This is a genomic window from Kitasatospora sp. NPDC059973 (assembly GCF_042737525.1).
In the GTDB taxonomy this organism is placed as follows: domain Bacteria; phylum Actinomycetota; class Actinomycetes; order Streptomycetales; family Streptomycetaceae; genus Kitasatospora.
On sequence record NZ_JBHWUI010000153.1, the window covers coordinates 1 to 19,509 of the forward strand.

A 19,509-nucleotide genomic window follows, 5' to 3' on the forward strand; every position below is an offset into this window, starting at 1 on the left:
GGCCGGGTCCGCCCGCCCCGCCGAGGCCCCGCGCCGGGTCAGGACCGGGTGTACACCTTCGGGTCCCGGTACAGCGAGGCCAGCACCTGGCCCGGGACCAGGAGCTCCTCGGCCCGGCTGCCGTCCAGGGTGCTGATGGCGGCGAGCGAGGCGTCGAAGTCGTCGGTCTCGATCTCGATCAGCGTCAGATGGCGGTAGTGGGCCTGCGAGTGCCCTTTGTCGGCGCCGATCTGTTCGTCGTTGAGCACCAGCCGGCGGATCGAAAGAACTCCCGGAACTTCGAGAATCTCCGGAATGTGGGTGTTCTCGTACCAGTCGTGGAAGTCCTTCTCCCGACCCTCGTGCACGTTGCTCAGCACGGTGATGAGGTAAGTGGTCATGTCAATCCAACTCTCTTGCCGCGCGCGGACATACCGTGAGGTCAGCCTCCCAGAAGGGTGGTGTTCCGGACGCCTTCGCGGGGGCGGGATAGGGGGTTCTTAGGGGGCCGGTTGACGGGCCCGCCGGACGTAGCATCATTTGGCCGAACGAGGTGGCCGGAATTCGACTTCGGGCCTTCTCGTGACATTCGGACGCGTGCTGGTGCCAGCAGGGGGATTTCATGGCGGAGTTGTCTCGTCGACGCTTTACATTGGCCGGACTCGGGGCGGCCGGACTCGGGATCGCCGCGACGGATCTCGTCGTGGGCGGCGGGGTCGCGGCGGCCGCGCCGGTGCCGGACGCCGGCGCCGACCAGTCGTGGCCGTTCCTGACCCAGGGCTTCGGCCCGGTCAGTGTCGCGCCCGGCGACCGGCGCTACCCGGACCTGCTGCTGCGCGGGTACAACCGCCGCTTCACCGGCAACCCCGACGCGGTGAAGCTGGTCGGCTCCACGAGCCAGGTCGTGCAGGCCGTCAACGAGGCCGTGGCGGCGGGCAAGCGGGTCACCGTGCGGGGCGGCGGCCACTGCCTGGAGAACTTCGTCGACGACCCGGACGTCCGGGTGGTCATCGACCTGTCCGAGATGCGCGCGGTGTACTTCGACGCGACGATGAACGCCTTCGCGGTCGAGGGCGGCGCGATCCTCTCGCAGGTCTACCGCACCCTCGACCTCGGCTGGGGCGTGACGATACCCGGCGGCTCCTGCCCCAGCGTCGGCGTCGGCGGCCACATCACCGGGGGCGGCTACGGCGTGCTGTCCCGCCTCTACGGCCTGGTCGCGGACAACCTCTACGCCGTCGAGGTCGTCGTGGTGGACGCCTTCGGCATGGCCCGCTCGGTGATCGCCACCTCCTCGGCGAACGACCCCAACCGGGACCTCTGGTGGGCCCACGCGGGCGGCGGCGGCGGGAACTTCGGCATCGTCACCCGGTTCTGGCTGCGCTCGCCCGGCGCGACCGGCACCGATCCGACCAAGCTGCTGCCCCCGACCCCGGGCGGCATCATGATCACCACGCTGTTCTGGGACTGGTCCCAGCTGGACGAGGCGGCGTTCACCACGCTCGTCACCAACTTCGGCACCTGGCACGAGCAGAACAGCGCACCGGGCGCCGCCGCCAACCAGCTCTGGGCCTCGCTCATCGCGATCCGCCAGGGCAAGGGCGGCGTCATCGTCCGGGCCCAGGTCGACCCGACCGTCACCGGCACCCAGCAGATGCTGACCGACTTCGCCGCCGCGATGACGAGGAACGTCGCCGCGGCCCCGGCGGCGAGCACCACGGGCAACCTGCCGTGGCTCTACACCACGACCACCAGCGCCTCCGAGGTGGCCGGCGTGTTCGGCATCCCGAGCCTGCTGCTGCGCTCGAAGACCAAGGGCGCCTACCACAAGAAGGGGTACACCCCCGACCAGCTGCGCACCGTCTACCGCTACCTGACCAGCCCCTCGTACACGTACGCCTCCGGTCTGATGGGCCTCTTCTCCTTCGGCGGGAAGGTCAACTCCTTCTCCCCGACCACGACCGCGGTGCCGCACCGCGATTCGGTGATGCTCGCCTCCTTCTCCAACTACTGGTCCGACGCCGCGGACGAGACCCGCCAGCTGCAGTGGGTCCGGGAGCTCTACCGGGACGTCTACGCGACCACCGGCGGCGTGCCGGTGCCCAACGGCGTCACCGACGGGAACTACGTCAACTGGCCCGACGTCGACCTCGCCGACCCGGCCTGGAACACCTCGTCCGCCCCCTGGTCGACGATCTACTACAAGGACAACTACGCGCGGCTGCAGCAGATCAAGGCCGCCCGGGACCCGCGCGACATCTTCCACCACGCGCTGTCGGTCCGCCCGCACTAGGGGGTGTTCGCAGGTGCTCGCAACGTCGCGTCGCGGATCCGGCGGTACTGCGCGCACACCCCCGGGGGCCCGCCGGTCCGGCCGTTCCCGCCGCGCGACGATGTGACGCGAGCGGTCGGACCGGCCCCGGGCCCGCTCAGACCCGCCCCAGGTCCCTCGGGGCCGGGCGCTCGGCCGGGCCGCGCCGTCGGTCCGGCCCGGCCGGGCGCCACCCGCCGGATTGCCGCTGGAGCTGGTCGGCCAGCCGGTCGTGCTCATGGGCGGCGTCCGGCGCGCCGAGCGCCCGGTGGGCCGCGGCGAGGCCGCGGTGCGCCCGGCCCTGGCGGTGGCGGTCGCCGGTCTCCTGGCTGATGGCCAGGGCCCGGCCGTGCAGGTCCAGCGCCGCGGCCGGGTCGCCCCGCCGGCAGGCGACCTCGCCGAGGCCGCCGAGCGCCTGCCCTTCGAGGTCGCGGGTGCCGGTCTCGCGGGCGAGCGCGAGCGCCTGGTGGAGGTGGGTCAGGGCGGTGTCGTGGTCGCCGAGGCGTTCGTGGACGAGCCCGAGGCCGCAGAGCGCGTGGCCTTCGAGGTCGCGGGTGCTGGTGTCGCGGGCGAGGCCGAGGGCCTCGTGCAGGTGGGCCAGCGCGCGGGAGTGGTGGCCCAGGCGTTCGTGGACGAGCCCGAGGCCGCAGAGCGCGTGGCCCTCGAGGTCGCGGGTGCCGGTCTCGCGGGCGAGCGCGAGCGCCTGGTGGAGGTGGGCCAGGGCGGTGTCGAAGTCGCCGAGGCGCTGGTGCACGAGTCCGAGCCCGCAGAGGGTGTGGCCTTCGAGGTCGCGGGCGCCGGTCTCGCGGGCCAGGGCCAGGGCCCTGCGCAGGTCGTCGCAGGCCTGCTCGTAGTGGCCGGGGCCGCACTGCACCCGGCCGAGGTTGCTCAGCGCGTAGCCCTGGATGTCGCGGTCGTCGATCCGCTGGGCGATCACCAGGGCCTGGCGCAGGTGGATGACGGCGGTGGTGGCGCGGCCCAGGCGTTCGTGGACGAGGCCCAGACCGCACAGCGCGTAGCACTCCGCGCTCGGGGTGCCGGTGTCGCGGGCCAGGTCGAGGGCCTGGGCGAAGTGCGTGAGGGCGCTCTCGTAGCGGCCGAGCCGGTGGAGCACCAGGCCCATGTTGCTGAGCGTGCGGGCGTGCGTCACGTGGTCGCCGAGCTCGCGGGCGACGTCGAGGGCCTGGCGGAAGTGCGTGAGGGCGGTGTCGTAGCGGCCGAGCCGCTGGTTGGCCAGGCCCAGACCGTACCGGGCGAGGTTCTCCAGCTCCCGGTCGTCGGTGTCGCGGGCCAGGGCGACGGTGCGGCTGTGCAACGAGAGCGCCTCGGCGTGCTGGCCGCGCAGGTGCAGGTAGTGGCGCAGCACGCGGAACAGGTCGGCGCTCTGGTCCGGCCAGCCGCGCCGGGCCGTCTCCGCCGCCGACAGCAGGTTCGGCCACTGCGCCTCCAGCCACTCGGCGGCCTGGTCGAGTCCGGCCGGCGAGGCCGCGGGCCCGCCGGGGAGGAGCAGCGGCGGGCGGTCGCACCGCCACGGCGGGGAGACGATGTCCATGGCCACCGCCGCGGTGCGGCGGTAGTGGTCGAACAACCGGGTCAGCGCCGCCTGCCGCTCGGCCTCACCGGCCTCGGTGGCGGCCAGGTGCACCGTGTAGGCGTGCAGCAGCGGGTGCAGCCGGTACTGCTCCTCGCGCGGCTGCTGGACCAGGTGCACGTCGAGCAGTTCCTCCAGCACGCGGTCCGCGGCCCGTCGGTCGATCCCGGCGGCGGCCGCCGCCGCGTCGGCGTCGAAGTCCGTCCCCGGGAGCACGCCCAGCAGGCGGAAGAGCTGCCGCGGTTCGGGTCCGAGCCGGCGGTAGGAGAGGTCGAAGGCGGCGGCGATGCCGCTCTCGGCGGTCCGCAGCTCGCCGAGCCGGCGCCGGTGGCCGCGCAGCCGGGAGGTGAGGTAGGCGACGGTCCAGGCGGGCCGGTGGCGCAGCCGGGCCGCCGAGACGTGGATGGCCAGCGGCAGGTACCCGCAGAGCCGGAGCAGCTCGGCGACGCCCTTGGGCTCGGCGGCCACCCGCCGGTCGCCCACGATCCGGTCGAGCAGGCGCCCCGCGTCGGCCGGCGGGAGCGGGTCCAGCGAGAGCACCGCGGCGGCGTCCAGGTCGGTGAGCCGGCTTCGGCTGGTGACCAGGATCAGGCAGTCGGCCGTCCCCGGCAGCAGCGGCCGGATCTGGGCGGAGCTGGCCGCGTCGTCCAGGACGAGGACCGCCCGCAGGCCGGCCAGCCTGGTGCGCCACAGCGCGGCCCGCTCCTCCAGGTCCTCGGGGACGGCGGCTCCCGTGACGTCCACCGAGCGCAGCAGCTTCTCCAGTGCCGCCCCCGGATCGAGGGGGGCCAGGCCGGGGGAGTGCGCGTGCAGGTCGAGGTAGAGCTGGGCGTCGGGGTAGCGCTCGGTCATCCGGTGGGCGAGGTGGACGGCGAGCGAGGTCTTGCCGACCCCGGCCATGCCGTCCACGGCGGCGAGCAGGACGTTGCTGGGCGCCACCTGGTCGTGGTGGCCGGTCACCCGGTCGGCGAGGGTGTGCAGCTCCTGCTCCCGCCCGGTGAAGTGGCTGATGTCCTTGGGCAGGCTGTGCGGGGCGGGCGGCGCGAACGTGAAGGTCCGGGGGCGGCCGAGGGCCGCGTCGTTGGTGAGGATGCGCTGGCGTAACTCGCGCAGCTCCGGGACTGGTTCGAGGCCGAGCGCGTCCGCGAGCCGCCGCCGGGTGGACTCGTACACGGTGAGCGCGTGCGACTGGCGGCCGGAGAGGTAGAGGGCGAGCATGAGCTGGCCGGCCAGCCGCTCGCGCAGCGGGTGGGCGCTGAGCCAGTCGGTCAGCTCGGGGACGACGGCCTGGTGGTGGCCCTGCGCGAGTTCGAGGTCGACGCACTCCTCGATCGCGGTGAGCCGCTGCTCCTCCAGCCGCGAGGTGTGCGGCTGCAGGGCCGAGTTGTCCAGGCCGGCCAGGGCCGGTCCGCGCCACAGGGCGAGCCCGGCCCGGAACTCCTCGACCGCCGCGGCGAACTGCCCGGCGGCGGCGTGGTGCCGGGCCGCCGCGAGCGCGTGGGCGAACGCGGCCGCGTCGAGCTGGTCGTCGGGGACGTCGAGGCGGTAGCCGGTGGCGCCGACGGCGGTCGGCAGGGTGGTGACCCCGGCGGACTTGAGCAGACCGCGCAGCATGGAGACCGCGTTGCGGACCTGCTTCTCGGCCGTCCGCGGCGGATCGTCCCAGAGCGCGTCGACGAGCTCGCCGAGTGGCACGCTCTGATTGGCCTTCAGCAGGAGGAGGGCGAGCACCAGGTGTTGCCGGGGGCCCGCCAGGGGCACCTTGCGGTGGTTCGCCCCGACCTCCAGCGGTCCGAGAATGCGGAATTTCACTCAGCCTCCCCCGTTCTGACGCGCCGTCACCAAGTCCGTCGCGGGCTGTTCGCCCCGATGCTACTTGGATTCAAACGGATCTTCGAATGCCATATTCCACGGTCGACAGCCGCGGCTCCGGCGCGGGCGCGGGGCCGGTTCGGACACCACCGGCCCGCTTCGGGCCTGCCGGCGCGGGCGTGCGGCCGGGCTGCCGGGCCCTCGGACCAACGCGCCGGACGGTCCCGGAGTTTCCGTCCGAACGATCGGATCGCACCGGCTCCGGGGGAGGACCGCGCGGGGACGGCCGGAGGACGGCCGGAGGACGGCATCGGCCATGATGAGCGTCCGTAGAGGTAGACAGGTACCAGTGACGACGGGGGCCGCCACATGACCGAGACTTCACGACCGCCCGACACCGCGGAAGGCCGGCCGTTCGGCCGCCCGGGCGCGAACCCGCCGCCGTGGCCGCAGGCCTCGTGACCGCGCGCTGCCGCCCGGCCTGACCGGCCCGGTACCGCACGCCCGGCACGTTCGGCCCGGTGCCCGTGCGCCCGGCGTCCGTCGGCCGCGCCCGCCCGGTCCGTCCGCGGCCGTCCTTCCTTCCGCTCCCGGCCACCCGTGGCCCGGCCCGGCGGCCCGACGTCCGCGTCGCGGCACCCGAGGCGCCGTCCCGGGGCGTCCTGGGGCCGCCCTGGGAGCGTCCCCCCTCGTCCCTTCACCCCGATCGGCGGGCCGACCGCCGGACGACCGCCGCTTCCGGACGCCTTCGCGCCGGACGGCGGGCTCCGTGCCGCACCCCGCCCCCGCCCGTACGTCACCCATGCCTGCCCCTGCGCGCCGGGCCGAGCCTGTGCTCCGGCCGTGCCCGCGCCATGACCGGACCATGTGGCCCGTGGTCCCGGAGGGATGCGAACCACCGATGAATCTTGTCGAACGACCCGAGACGGCCCCCGAGTTGCTCTGGCAGGCGAAGGACCTGCTGGCGGTGCTGGAGCGGCGGCGCGACGCGGGCGGCGGCGCCCGGAACGGCCAGCGGCACCTGGACGCGGCGGCCGACCGGCTGCTCGTCGCCTGTGAGTTCCCGAGCCTGCTGCGCGCGGTGGCCGCGGACGCGGAGCGCGTCCCGCCCGGCGGCCCGGCGGCCGGTGCGGGCGGGGAGGAGGACAGCGGCCCGGTCCGGCACCGGGCGGCCTGGGCCCTGGCGAGCCGGCTGCTCGGCGACCCGGGCCTGCCGGACCCGGCGGACGGCGCGGCCTCCGCGCTCTCCGCCTGCGTCTTCCGCGAGGACACCGCCTCGGCGGTGCTCGCGGCGGTCACCGCCCTGGTGCACAGCAACCGGCCGGAGGCGGCGATCTCCTGGTGCGACGCGGTGCTGCCGGACGCCGTCCGGCTCGCCGCCGACACCTGGGCGCCCCGGCTGCTGGCGGCCCGCGCGGAGGCCTCGCTGCACCGGGGCGACGTCCTGGTCGGGCTGGCCCGGGCGGAGGCCGTGCTGGACATGGTCCCGCCGCAGCGCCGGGGCGCCTGGATCGGCGGGCCGCTGGCCTGCCTGGTCGCCGGGTACACCGACCTCGCGGAGCCCGGCGCCGCGAAGGAGTGGGTGCGCCGCCCGGTGCCCGCGCCGATGTACGAGACCCGGCACTGCCTCGGCTACCTGTACGCCCGCGGGCACTTCCACCTCGCCGCCGGCGAGCACCGGTCCGCGCTGGCCGACTTCATGAGCTGCGGCCGGCTGCTGGCCTCCTGGGGGCTGGACCCGGACCTCTACGCCTGGCGGCTCGCGGCCGCCGCGGCCTACCTGGGCGTCGGCGACCACGACAACGCGCTCACCATGGTCGACTCCCAGCTGGACCGGGCGGTGCCGGCCGGCGACCGGTCCCGGGTGTTCGGCCGGGCGACGGCCCGCGGGCGGCGCCGGCAGGAGCTGCGCGAGGAGCTGTTCGCCACCCTCCAGGACACCTCGGGGCGGCCCGGGTTCCTCTCCTCGCTGCGGGCCCTGCAGTGGGGCGAGCTGCCCGGCGCCGCCCCGCACCGGGTCGCCCGCTACAAGGTGACGGACCGCTACGCGGGGTTCCTGGACCAGCTCAGCCCGTCGGAGCAGCGGGTGGCCCTGCTGGCCGCCCAGGGCGAGACCAACCAGCGGATCGCGCGCTCCCTGTCGATCACGGTCAGCACGGTGGAACAGCACCTGACCCGTACCTACCGGAAGCTGCGGGTGGCCGGCCGGAGCGAGCTGCGCAGGAAGCTGGGGTGAGCCGGATCGCGGCGGGGGCCCGTCGTTCGACCACTGCCTGCGGCAGTCGAACGACGGGCCCCCGGGCGTTCCCGGCGGGTGGCGTCAGGGCAGCGGGATCGGGGCCGCCGTGGCGGGCAGTTCGTCCAGGACCCGCACGATCGCGCAGGCGAACGCCATGCCGACACCCGTGCCCAGCAGCATGACGTGGTCGCCCGGGTGGACCTCCCGCCCGGCGAGCAGCTGGTAGAGGCCGCAGACCTGGTCGCTGGCGCCGGTGTGACCGAGCCGGCGGCCGAATTCCCACATGCCGAGCCGCAGATCGCCGTCGAAGGGCTCCAGGATGTGCTCGACGATGCTCCTGCGCCCGGCGCTCTGGTGGGTCACCCGGCTGATGTCGCCGGGCTTCAGACCGGCCTCGTCGAGCGTGCGGCGGATCAGCCCGGCCTCGGCCTGCCCGATGAGCCTCGCCATCTCGGCCTGGTCGCCCTGGAACGCCTCGACCCGCTCGCGCAGCCTGACCCGGTGTCCGATGGTGGCCCCGGGCGGGAAGAGCGCCTCCCCGCCGCGGTTCAGTTCCTCCAGGTCCGGCAGCGAGGAGGCGCAGACGTTCACCACCCGGGCGAAGCCCTGCCGGCGGGAGAGGACGAGGGCCGAGGCGGCGTCCCCGAACAGCGCCCACTTGGTGCCGCGCCAGCGGTCCATGAGCGGATGCGCCCAGTTGTCGGCGGCGGTGACGAGGGCGGCGCCGCGGTCCGGGGCGGCGGTGAGGTAGCAGCCGGCCAGTTCCAGGGCGGCGACCATGCCGCTGCAGCCCTGCCGGACCTCCAGCGCGGGGCCGTACCCGCCGATGGTGTGCCGCTGGACGTAGTGCGCCGGGGACCAGATGTCGGGGCCCTGGTGCCCGGCGCTGGCGTGCATCAGCACGGCGATGTCCGCCGCGTCGTGGTGGGACATCGCCAGCGCGTCCCGCCCGGCCCGGGCGGCCATGTCGGGTGCGGAGACGTCACCGGCGACGGCCACCGAGAGCCAGTCCGTCCCGGTCGCCAGCTCCTCGTCGCAGAGCCCCCGGGCGGCCGCGTCGGCGACGGTGACGAAGTCCGGGACGACGGCGGCGATGCCGTCCAGATAAAGGTCGTCGAATATCACGGAAACCTGCTCCCGGCGGGCTCGGACGGGTGATTCGAGGAAATGCCGGGACTTCCGGAAATCCTGCGGAAGGCGGCGGACAGTAGCATAACCGGGGTGTCGCGGTACTGGCAGCCCCTAAACAACCCCTACCGGGCCTATTTCCTGCGGAAAGGAACGGGAGCGGTGGGCAGAATAGCGATCGGCCGTGTTCGACGGAAATGGCCGCAGGGGTACCACCACCGCAGCCCGGGAGTCTGACGTGGAAGAGTCCGCAGTCGTCATAGTCGGGGCGAGCAGCGGCTTCGGCGCCGCGCTGGCCGAGGACCTCGCCGGCGCCGGCCGGACGGTGATCGCGGGCGCCCGCAGCGCCCGCCCGTCCGGTGGCGGCGTGCTGTACCGGCAGGTCGACGTGACCGACGAGGAGAGCGTCGCGGCGTTCTTCGCCCAGGTGGCGGAGGTCTCGCCGGCCCCGTACGGCCTGGTCTACAGCGCGGGCGACGCCTCGGCGGTCGGGTACGGCTGGGAGGTCGGCGCCGACGAGCTGAACCGGGTCTTCGACGCCACGTTCTTCGGTTTCGTCCGCTGTCTGCGGTACGCGGTGCCGCCGATGCGCGCGGCCGGGCGGGGCAGCGTGCTGGCCCTCGGCTCGCACAGCGCCCGGGTGCCGGTCGACATGCTCGGCGCGTACGCCTCGGCCAAGGCGGCGCTGGAGCACTACGTGCGCACGCTCGCCAAGGAGCTCACCGGGTCGGGCGTGCGGGCCAACGCGCTGGGCATCGTCGCGGAGACGGCGCTCTCCCGCGACTTCCTCACCCGCAAGGCGGACGCCCTGGGGCGGGAGACCCCGTACCCCGCGCTGCCGGCGGTGCGGGACAACCTGCCGCTCGCCCGCTTCCTGCTCTCCGCCGAGTCCTCGCACGTCTCCGGCCAGGTGGTGGACGCGTTCCCGCCGGCCTGGTGACGCGGGCGGGCCCGCCGGCCCGGCGGCCCGGCCGGTGGGCTCAGCCCGGGGCGGTGAGCACCGAGTCGGTGAGCGCCAGCACCCCGGCGCGGACGGCGTCCATGGTCATCCCGGTGCCGACCAGCAGGTCGACGAACTCCGCGCGCGGCACGCCCAGGACGGCGTGGGCCATGAACCCGGCGTCCACGCCCGGCCGCGCCTCGGCGATCGCCCGGGCGAGGGCGTCGTGCCAGAGCAGGTACCGGCCCACGTTGGCGTGCGAGCGGGAGGCGTTCTCCAGGGCGCGCAGCAGTGGGCCGCCGGGCACCACGACCTCGTCGAAGAGCTCGCCGACGAAGCGCAGCACGCGCTCCCGGGCGGGCACCTCCGGGTCGGCCAGCCGGTCGAGCGCGCCGTCCTGCCAGTCCTCCGTGAGCTGGTCGAACAGGGCGCCGATGAGGCCCTCGCGGTTCCCGAAGCGCCGGAACAGGGTGCCCTTGCCGACCCCGGCCGCCTCGGCGATCTCCTCCATCGAGACGTGCTCGACGCCGCCGTCCCGGAACAGCTGCTGGGCCGTGGCCAGGATCTTGCGCCGGTTGTGCGCGGCGTCCGCGCGCTCCCTGACGGCCACATGAGCTCCCTTGACATCCAGCGGTGATCCGGGGCTACGCTATCGCAACCAAGCGGACCGCCGGTCCGCTTATGGTGAAGTTCACGGCAGCTGAGTCAAGGAGACGCACCCATGCGTTCTGTTCGGTTCCACGAGTACGGTTCGCCCGAGGTCCTCAAGGTCGACGAGGTCCCGGACCCGGAGCCGGGCGAGGGCCAGCTGCTGGTCCGGGTGAGCGCGGCCGGGATCAGCTACGCCGAGACCCAGATCCGGTCCGGCCTGATGCAGCAGTTCGCCTGGTTCCCGGACCCGCCGCTGCCGTACGCCCCCGGCTTCGAGGTCGCGGGCACGGTCGTGCGGGTCGGCGCCGGTGTCGGTGACGAGTGGGTCGGCCGGAAGGTCGTCGGCGCCGCCCCGACCGCCGGTGGCTACTCCGAGCTGGCCGTCCTGCCCGCCGGCGCCGTCCAGGCGATCCCCGACGGGCTGGGGGAGCACGAGGCGCTGGCGCTCTTCGGCCAGGGCGTGGTCGCCGTCGGCGTGGCCGAGGTCGCCGCGATCCAGCCCAAGGACGTCGTGCTGGTCCAGTCCGCCGCCGGCGGTGTCGGCAGCCTGCTGGTCCAGCTGGCGAAGAACGCCGGCGCCGAGGTGATCGCGCTGGCCCGCGGCGAGAAGAAGCTCACCCTGGCCCGGGAGCTCGGGGCGGACCACGTCCTCGACTACACCGAGGAGGGCTGGGAGCAGCGCGTCCGCGACCTCGCCCCCGGCGGCGTCCAGGTCGCCTTCGACGGGGTCGGCGGCGAGATCTCCAAGGCCTCGTTCGACCTGCTGGCGATGGGCTTCGGCCGGCTGGTCGTCTACGGCACCGCCGGCGGCACCGCCCCGCAGTTCGACCCCGAGATGCTGTACGTCCGCGGCGTCTCGGTCTCCGGCTTCGGCCCGCGGGTCTTCCTGCAGCCCGAGTACGGGGCCCGGCTGCGCCAGACGGCCTTCGACCTCGCCGCGGCCGGCTCGCTGAAGCCGGTCGTCGGCCAGGTGTTCCCGCTGGCCGAGGCCGCCGCCGCGCACCGCGCGTTCGAGGAGCGCACCACCCTCGGCAAGGCCGTCCTGGTCCCGTAGTCCCCCCGGTGCGGTAGTCACGGCGGCGGCCGTGACCACCGACGCCGGTCACCCCTACGACGCATGCGCCCGGTCCGTTCCACGGACCGGGCGCATTCGTCGTTCTCGGCCCTTCGCCGGCGTCCTTTCCGCAGGTCGGAGCGGAACTCCCGGCGCACCCCGGAGATATGCGAAAAGGGGTAAGGGGGACCCCTCCGGTAGGGGTTTGACAGGGGAGTGCCCGAACGGTTCTCACGCCTAGCATCGGTATCTGATCGTCTGTGCGGCCATTGTCCCGAACATATCGACGGTGGGAGAACCGGAAGCATGAGTGGCTCCGTGGGTGAGATCGAAGCGACGGACGGCGCGATAGCCGTCATCGGCATGTCCTGCCGCTTCGGCGGTGCGCAGGGCGGCGAGGAGTTCTGGCAGCTGCTGAGCACCGGCACCGACGCGGTCGCCGCCGCCCCCGCCGGGCGCCCCGGCCGGGCCCGGGGCAGCTACCTCGACGGCGTCGACCGCTTCGACGCCGCGTTCTTCGGCATGACCCCGTCGGAGGCCGACGCCACCGACCCGCAGCAGCGGCTGGTGCTCGAAGTCGGCTGGGAGGCCCTGGAGAACGCCGGGATCCGCCCCGCGGACACCGGCCGCCTCGGCGTCTTCGTCGGTGCGATCTGGGACGAGTACGGCGAGTTGAGCCGCCGGGCCGGCCCCGACACCTTCGGCCGGCACACCGCCACCGGGGTGCACCGCAGCGTCATCGCCAACCGGCTCTCCCACGTCCTCGGCGCGGGCGGCCCCAGCCTGGTCGTCGACACCGGACAGTCCTCCTCCCTGGTCGCCGTGCACCTGGCCTGCGAGAGCCTGCGCCGCGGCGAGTCCGAACTGGCCGTCGCCGCCGGCGTCAACCTGCTGCTCGGTCCCGACAACGAGGCGCTGCTCGCCGCCTGGGGCGGTCTGTCGCCCGACGGCGTCTGCCGCACCTTCGACGCCCGCGCCAACGGGTTCGTGCGCGGCGAGGGCGCCGCCGCCGTCCTGCTCAAGCCGCTGGCCGCGGCGATCGCCGCCGGCGACACCGTGCTGGCCACCATCCTCGGCAGCGCCGTCAACCACGGCGGCGAGGAGAGCCTCGCCACCCCGAGCGTCGACGCCCAGCGCGCCGTCCTCGCCGCGGCGCACCGGGCCGCCGGGGTCACCCCCGCCGACCTCCAATACGTCGAACTGCACGGCACCGGGACCCCGGTGGGCGACCCGGTCGAGGCGGCCGCGCTCGGCGCCGAACTCGCCGCCCCGCGCGCCGCCGAGGCTCCGCTGCTGGTCGGCTCCGTCAAGACCAACATCGGGCACCTCGAAGGCGCCGCCGGGATCGCCGGCCTGGTCAAGGCGGTGCTCGCGGTCCACCACCGCGCCATCCCGGCCACCCTGCACCACGAGACCCCGCACCCCGGCATCCCGCTCGCCGAACTCCACCTGGAGGTCGCGCGCGAGCTGCGTCCGTGGCCCCGCCCCGACCGGCCGCTGGTGGCCGGGGTCAGCTCGTTCGGGATGGGCGGCACCAACTGCCACCTGGTCCTGACCGAGGCCCCGGCCCGGCCCGAGCGCCCCGCCGCCACCCCGATGCCGGCCGTGCCGTGGGTGGTGAGCGGCCACACCCCGGCGGCGCTGCGCGCCCAGGCGGGGAAGCTCACCGCACTGGCCGCCGCGGACCCGGTGGACGTCGGCCACTCGCTGGCCACCACCCGGTCGGTGTTCGCCCACCGCGCCGTGGTGGTCGGCGCCGGCCCGGCCGACCTGCTCGCCGGTCTGGACGGCCTCGCCGGGACCGGCGCGGTGGCGGACGAGCCGAGGCTCGCCCTGGTCTTCACCGGCCAGGGCGCCCAGCGCATCGGCATGGGGCGCGAACTCCGCGCCGCCTACCCGGAGTTCGCCCGGGCCTTCGACGAGGTATGCGCCCGGCTGGACGCCCTGCTCGGCGGCTCGCTCGCGGAGACGATCGACACCGGCGAGGGCCTCGACCGCACCGGCCGGACCCAGCCCGCGCTGTTCGCCGTCGAGGTCGCGCTGGCCGCACTGCTGGCCTCCTGGGGCGTCCGGCCGGACGTCGTCGTCGGCCACTCCGTCGGTGAGATCGCGGCCGCCCACGTGGCCGGGGTGCTCGACCTGCCCGACGCCTGCGCCCTGGTGGCGGCCCGCGCCACGCTGATGCAGGCGCTGCCCGCCGAGGGCGCGGCCATGGTCGCCGTCGAGGCCGCCGAGGACGAGGTCCGTGCCCTGCTCGGCGACCGGACCGGCGCCGCCGACATCGCCGCCGTCAACGGCCCGGAATCGGTCGTGCTGTCCGGCGTCGACACCGTGGTGGCCGAGGTGGCCGAGCAACTGCGCGCCCGGGGGCGGCGGGTCAAGCGGCTCGCCGTCAGCCACGCCTTCCACTCGCCCCTGATGGACCCGATGCTCCCGGACTTCCGCCAGGTGGTGGCCGGGCTCACCTTCCGCCCGCCGCGCGTGCCGATGGTCTCCACCGTCACCGGCGCCCCGCTCACGGCGGCCGAGGCGGCCTCGCCGGACCACTGGGTCCGCAACGTGCGGCAGCCGGTGCGGTTCGCGGACGCGGTCCGCGCCTGCGCCGCCACCGCCTTCCTGGAGATCGGCCCCGACGCCGCGCTCACCGGCGCGATCGGCGACACCCGGCCCGAGGCCCTCGCCCTGCCCGCGCTCCGGAGCGGCCAGGCCGAACCGCCGCGGCTGCTGAACTCCCTCGGCCGGCTCTTCGAGCACGGCGTCGGCGTCGACTGGCCGCGCCTGTTCGAGGGCACCGGCGCCCGCCGGATCACCCTGCCCGGCTACGCCTTCCAGCGGGACCGGCACTGGCTCGGCATCCCGCGCGGCGACGACCCGGTGCACGAGCCCTCCCGCGCCGAAGCGCTGCGGCAGCGGCTGGCCGACGCGCCCGACCCCGACGCCGCCGCCACCGACCTGGTCACCCGTGCCCTCGCCCGGGTCCTCGGCACCGACGCGGCCGGTGTCGACGTCGACAGCGCCTTCCGCGACCTCGGCCTCACCTCGGTGACCTCGGTCGAACTGCGCGACGCCCTGGTCGCCGAGACCGGACTCCCGCTGCGCACGGGCCTGGTGTTCGACCACCCCACCCCGCGCCGGCTGGCCGCGCACGTGCACCGCTCGCTGTTCGACGCCGCCCCCGACCCGGTGGCCCCGGTCACCGTCCGACCGGTGGCGGAGGACGACCCGGTGGTGATCGTCGGCATCGGCTGCCGCTTCCCCGGCGGAGTCTCCTCCCCGGCCGACCTGTGGGACGTGGTCGCCGGCGAGCGCGACGTCATCAGCGGCTTCCCGGCCGACCGGGGCTGGGCGCCCGGACCGGCCCGGCACGGCGGATTCCTGGACGGCGCCGCCGACTTCGACGCGGACTTCTTCGGCATCTCGCCGCGGGAGGCGCTGGCCATGGACCCGCAGCAGCGGCTGCTGCTGGAGACGGCGTGGGAGGCCTTCGAGCACGCCGGCATCGACCCGCACACCCTGCGCGGCAGCGCGACCGCCGTCTACGTCGGCGCCAGTGCCGAGGAGTACGGACCCCGGCGGCACGCGGCCCCCGAGCACCTGAACGGCTTCCTGCTGACCGGTGGTTCGCCGAGCGTCATGTCCGGCCGGATCGCGTACGCCTTCGGTTTCACCGGTCCGGCGCTGACCGTGGACACCGCCTGCTCCTCGTCGCTGGTGGCGTTGCACCTGGCGGCGCAGGCGTTGCGCGGTGGTGAGTGTGCGTTGGGTGTGGTGGGCGGGGTGACGGTGATGTCGTCGCCGGGGACGTTCGTGGAGTTCTCGCGGCAGCGGGGGTTGGCGGCGGACGGTCGGTGCAAGTCGTTCTCGGCGGACGCGGACGGGACGGGTTGGTCGGAGGGTGTGGGGGTGCTGCTCGTGGAGCGGCTCTCGGATGCCCGTCGGTTGGGTCACCGGGTGTTGGCGGTGGTGCGGGGCAGTGCGGTGAACCAGGACGGTGCGTCGAACGGGCTGACGGCGCCGAACGGTCCGTCGCAGGAGCGGGTGATCCGGCAGGCTCTGGCGAGCGCCGGGCTGTCGGCGGCGGACGTGGACGCGGTGGAGGCGCACGGGACGGGCACCCGGTTGGGTGACCCGATCGAGGCGGAGGCGCTGCTGGCGACGTACGGGCGCGGGCGGGACGCGGACCGGCCGCTGTATCTGGGGTCGGTGAAGTCGAACATCGGGCATACGCAGGCGGCCGCGGGTGTGGCCGGCGTGATCAAGATGGTGATGGCGCTGCGCAGCGGTCTGCTGCCGCGGTCCCTGCACCTCGACACCCCGACACCCCACGTCGACTGGTCGGCCGGGGCGGTGGAGTTGCTGGATGAGGCCCGGGAGTGGTTCCCGGGTGACCGTCCGCGTCGCGCCGGGGTCTCCTCGTTCGGGATCAGTGGCACCAACGCGCATGTGATCCTCGAAGAGGGGGATCCGGCGGCGGTCGCGGTGGGCGGTGACCGGGCGGCGATGCCGGCGATGCCGGTGGTGCCGTGGGTCGTGTCGGCGCGCTCGCCGGAGGCGCTGGGCGGGCAGCTGGACCGGGTGGCGGAGCTGGCGTCCTCGGGTGACGTCGATCCGGTGGATGTCGGGTGGTCGTTGGCGACGTCGCGGGCGGTGCTGGAGCACCGGGCGGTGCTGCTAGGCGCCGATGTCGTAAGCGCCGGAGCGGGTGCGGTTCGGGCGGGTGTGGGGTTCCTGTTCGCGGGCCAGGGTGGTCAGCGGGTGGGGATGGGGCGGGAGTTGTACGAGGCGTTCCCGGTGTTCCGGGAGGCGTTCGACGAGGTGTGTGCGGTGCTCGACACGCCGGTGGCCGAGGTCGTCGCCTCGGGTGAGGGCCTGGGCGGCACGGGGTTGGCGCAGCCGGCGTTGTTCGCGCTGGAGGTGGCGCTGTTCCGGTTGCTCGCCTCCTGGGGTGTCACTCCGCGGGTGCTGGTGGGGCATTCGGTGGGTGAGATCGCGGCGGCGCATGTGGCCGGGGTCCTGGATCTGGTGGACGCGGGTGCGCTGGTGTCGGCGCGGGCCCGGTTGATGGACGCGCTGCCCGCCGGTGGGGCGATGGTCGCGATGGAGGCGGCCGAGGAGGAGGTCCTCCCGCTGCTCGCCGGGCTCGCGGAGGTGGGTGTCGCGGCGGTCAACTCGGCTACTTCGGTGGTGGTTTCGGGTGCGGAGGGCGCGGTTCGTGCGGTCGTCGAGGCGCTGCCGGGCCGCCGCACGAAGCGGCTCGATGTCAGCCACGCGTTCCACTCCCCGCTGATGGCCCCGATGCTGGAGGACTTCCGTGCGGTGGTGTCGGGTCTGACCTTCCACCCGCCGCGCCTTGCGGCGGTCTCGACCGTCACCGGCCTCCCGGTCGAGAACGAGTGGTGCGACCCGGCCTACTGGGTGGACCATGTGTCCCGCACGGTCCGCTTCGCGGACGCCGTCGAGGCGGCGGGGGTGGGCGCCTGGGTCGAACTCGGCCCGGACGGTGTGCTCTCCGCCCTCGTCGAGGCTGCCGCGCCCGCGCTGCGCGGGGACCGGCCGGAGGCCCGCCAGACGGTGACGGCGCTCGCGCACGCCTTCGTCCACGGTACGGACGTCGACTGGCCCACCCTGTTCGCGGGGCATGACCCGCGTCTGGTCGAGCTGCCGACGTACGCCTTCCAGCGCGAGCGCTACTGGCTGGAGCCCGTCGCGGGTGACGTCGCCTCCGCCGGACTCACCGACGCCGCCCACCCGCTGCTCGCCGCCGTGGTCGAACTCCCGGACGGCGGAGCGGTGCTGACCGGGCGGATCTCCCTCGCCACCCACCCCTGGCTGGCCGACCACGTGGTGCCCGGAGGACTGCTGCTCCCCGGCGCGGCCTTCGTCGAGCTGGCCGTCGCGGCCGGTGACCGCGTCGGCGCGCCCCGGATCGAGGACCTGACGGTGACCGCGCCGCTGCCCCTCGCCGAGCACGGCGTCGCCCTGATCCGGGTGACCGTGTCGGCCGAGGACGCCGCCGGGCGCCGGGACCTCGCCGTCGACTCGCGGGCCGACGCCGAGGACGAGTGGACGCGCAACGCGAGCGGTCTGCTCGGCCGGGCCGCCGCCGAGCCGTCGGCCGCCGGGGCGTGGCCGCCGCCGGAGGCGGTCGAGGTCGACACGACGGACGTCTACCGGCGGCTGGCCGAGCACGGCTACGCCTACGGACCGGCCTTCCGAGGGCTGCGGCGGCTCTGGCGGGCCGGTGCGGACCTCTGCGCCGAGGTCGAGCGGGCCGCGCCCGCCGAGGACGCCTTCGTCGTCCACCCCGCGCTGCTCGACGCCGCCCTGCACCCGTGGCTGCCGGGCGCCACCACCGGGGACGGCCCGCGCCTGCTGCCGTTCGCCTGGCAGGGCGTGGAGGTCCACGCGACCGGGACCGGCCGGCTGCGGGTCCGGATCACCCCGGTGGGGCCCGACGCGGTGGCCCTGCACCTCGCCGACGCGGCCGGCCGGCCGGTGCTGACCGTCGACTCGCTCACCTGGCGCGAGGCACGCGGCCCCGCCGACGCCGCCGCCAGGCACCTCTTCCAGGTGGACTGGACCCCGGTCGGGACGGCCGGGGCCGAGGCCGCGGACCAGGTCGAGCTGGCTTGGGACGCCGATCCGGCCGCGCTGTCCGGTCCGGTGCCGGCGCTCGTCACGGTCTCGGTGCCCGCCGGTGGCGCGGACGTCGTCGCCTCGGCCCACGAGCTGACCCGGGGGGCGCTCCGACTGGTCCAGGGCTGGCTGGCGCAGGAGCGGTTCGCCGACGCCTGCCTGGCCTTCGTGCTCGACGAGACCGATGTGGCCGCGGCGGGCGTGCGCGGGCTGCTCCGGTCGGCGAGCACCGAGCACCCTGGCCGGTTCAGGATCGTCGCCGTGACCGGCCGGCCCGGCCCGGCCGCGCTGCCGCTGCCCGACGCGGCCGAGCCGGAACTGGCGCTGCGCGACGGCGTCGTCCTGGCGCCGCGGCTGGCCCGGCTGGCGCCCGCGGCGGACGCGCCGGAGCTCCGGTTCGACCCGGAGGGGACGCTGCTGCTCACCGGCGGCACCGGTGAGCTGGGCGCTTCGCTGGCCCGGCACCTGGTCCGCGTCCACGACGTCCGGCGGCTGCTGGTCCTGAGCCGCAGCGGCCCGGCGGCCCCGTCGGCGGCCCTGCTGCGGGACGAACTCGCCGAGCTGGGGGCCGAGGTGACCGTCGCCGCCTGCGACGCCGCCGACCGGGCGGCCCTGGACGCCGTGCTGCGCGACGTCCCGGCCGCGCATCCGGTGCGGGCGGTGGTGCACGCCGCCGGTGTGCTGGACGACGGCATCGTCACCGCCCTGACCGGGGAGCGGGTGGACGCCGTCCTCCGGCCCAAGGTCGACGCCGCGTGGGCGCTGCACGAGGCGACCCGGGAGCTGGACCTCACCGCCTTCGTGCTCTACTCCTCGGTCTCGGCCCAGATCGGCGCGGCCGGCCAGGCCAACTACTCGGCCGCCAACGCCTTCCTCGACGCGCTGGCCGAGCACCGCGTCCGGCACGGCCTGCCGGCCACCTCCCTGGCCTGGGGCCTGTGGGCCCAGGCAGGCGGCATGGCCGAGAGCCTGACGGACACCGACATGGCGCGGATGGCCCGGACGGGCGTGCTCCCGCTGCCGCACGACACGGGGGTGCGGCTGTTCGACCTGGCGGTGCGGCAGAACCGCGCGCTGGTCGTGCCGATGCGCTTCGACACCGCCGCAGTCCCGGGCGGCCCGGTGCCGCCGCTGCTGCGCGGCCTGCTCCGCGCCGGGACCCCCGCGC

At 75.1% G+C, this 19,509-nt stretch carries 9 protein-coding genes; 5 read left to right on the plus strand and 4 right to left on the minus strand.

Features of this window, described 5'->3' with window-relative positions:
* Window positions 1-38 precede the first annotated feature (38 nt).
* Window positions 39-380, minus strand: coding sequence for a hypothetical protein (locus tag ACFWA9_RS30925; protein ID WP_352297841.1), 342 nt, complete (start codon window positions 378-380; stop codon window positions 39-41).
* 221 nt (window positions 381-601) lie between these two features.
* On the opposite strand from ACFWA9_RS30925, the gene ACFWA9_RS30930 reads away from it, so the two are divergent.
* A complete protein-coding gene (locus ACFWA9_RS30930; protein ID WP_359840076.1) occupies window positions 602-2,272 on the plus strand; it encodes an FAD-binding protein in 1,671 nt (556 codons plus the stop codon).
* A gap of 136 nt (window positions 2,273-2,408) precedes the next feature.
* On the opposite strand, the gene ACFWA9_RS30935 is transcribed toward ACFWA9_RS30930, so the two are convergent.
* Window positions 2,409-5,693, minus strand: coding sequence for a tetratricopeptide repeat protein (locus tag ACFWA9_RS30935; protein WP_380391421.1), 3,285 nt, complete (start codon window positions 5,691-5,693; stop codon window positions 2,409-2,411).
* Between the two features lie 901 nt (window positions 5,694-6,594).
* Between ACFWA9_RS30935 and ACFWA9_RS30940 the strand changes: the two genes are divergently transcribed.
* A complete protein-coding gene (locus ACFWA9_RS30940; protein ID WP_380391423.1) occupies window positions 6,595-7,929 on the plus strand; it encodes a LuxR C-terminal-related transcriptional regulator in 1,335 nt (444 codons plus the stop codon).
* Window positions 7,930-8,013: 84 nt separating this feature from the next.
* Here the strand turns inward: ACFWA9_RS30940 and ACFWA9_RS30945 are convergent, their stop codons facing one another.
* The gene (locus ACFWA9_RS30945) at window positions 8,014-9,057 is read right to left on the minus strand and encodes a ketoacyl-ACP synthase III family protein (protein WP_352297852.1); all 1,044 of its coding nucleotides are present in this window, start codon (window positions 9,055-9,057) and stop codon (window positions 8,014-8,016) included.
* Window positions 9,058-9,298: 241 nt separating this feature from the next.
* Here ACFWA9_RS30945 and ACFWA9_RS30950 point away from each other — a divergent pair, with 241 nt between their 5' ends.
* Window positions 9,299-10,000, plus strand: a complete 702-nt coding sequence (locus tag ACFWA9_RS30950; RefSeq protein ID WP_329486226.1) for an SDR family oxidoreductase — start codon at window positions 9,299-9,301, stop codon at window positions 9,998-10,000.
* A 40-nt stretch (window positions 10,001-10,040) separates the two neighbouring features.
* On the opposite strand, the gene ACFWA9_RS30955 is transcribed toward ACFWA9_RS30950, so the two are convergent.
* Window positions 10,041-10,610, minus strand: a complete 570-nt coding sequence (locus tag ACFWA9_RS30955) for a TetR/AcrR family transcriptional regulator (protein WP_329486225.1) — start codon at window positions 10,608-10,610, stop codon at window positions 10,041-10,043.
* Between the two features lie 111 nt (window positions 10,611-10,721).
* Between ACFWA9_RS30955 and ACFWA9_RS30960 the strand changes: the two genes are divergently transcribed.
* Both ACFWA9_RS30960 and ACFWA9_RS30965 read left to right on the plus strand, forming a co-directional pair.
* Window positions 10,722-11,705 carry a zinc-binding dehydrogenase gene (locus ACFWA9_RS30960; RefSeq protein ID WP_329486224.1) on the plus strand — a complete coding sequence of 328 codons (984 nt, stop codon included), beginning with the start codon at window positions 10,722-10,724 and terminating at the stop codon, window positions 11,703-11,705.
* 306 nt (window positions 11,706-12,011) lie between these two features.
* A partial coding sequence (locus tag ACFWA9_RS30965) for an SDR family NAD(P)-dependent oxidoreductase (RefSeq protein ID WP_380391427.1) occupies window positions 12,012-19,509 on the plus strand: 7,498 nt, incomplete at its 3' end.

Excerpts from the sequence above, each read along its gene's own strand:
- ACFWA9_RS30925 (WP_352297841.1), bottom strand. The coding sequence starts at position 380 with ATGACCACTTACCTCATCACCGTGCTGAGCAACGTGCACGAGGGTCGG.
- ACFWA9_RS30930 (WP_359840076.1), top strand. The coding sequence starts at position 602 with ATGGCGGAGTTGTCTCGTCGACGCTTTACATTGGCCGGACTCGGGGCG.
- ACFWA9_RS30940 (WP_380391423.1), top strand. The coding sequence starts at position 6,595 with ATGAATCTTGTCGAACGACCCGAGACGGCCCCCGAGTTGCTCTGGCAG.
- ACFWA9_RS30960 (WP_329486224.1), top strand. The coding sequence starts at position 10,722 with ATGCGTTCTGTTCGGTTCCACGAGTACGGTTCGCCCGAGGTCCTCAAG.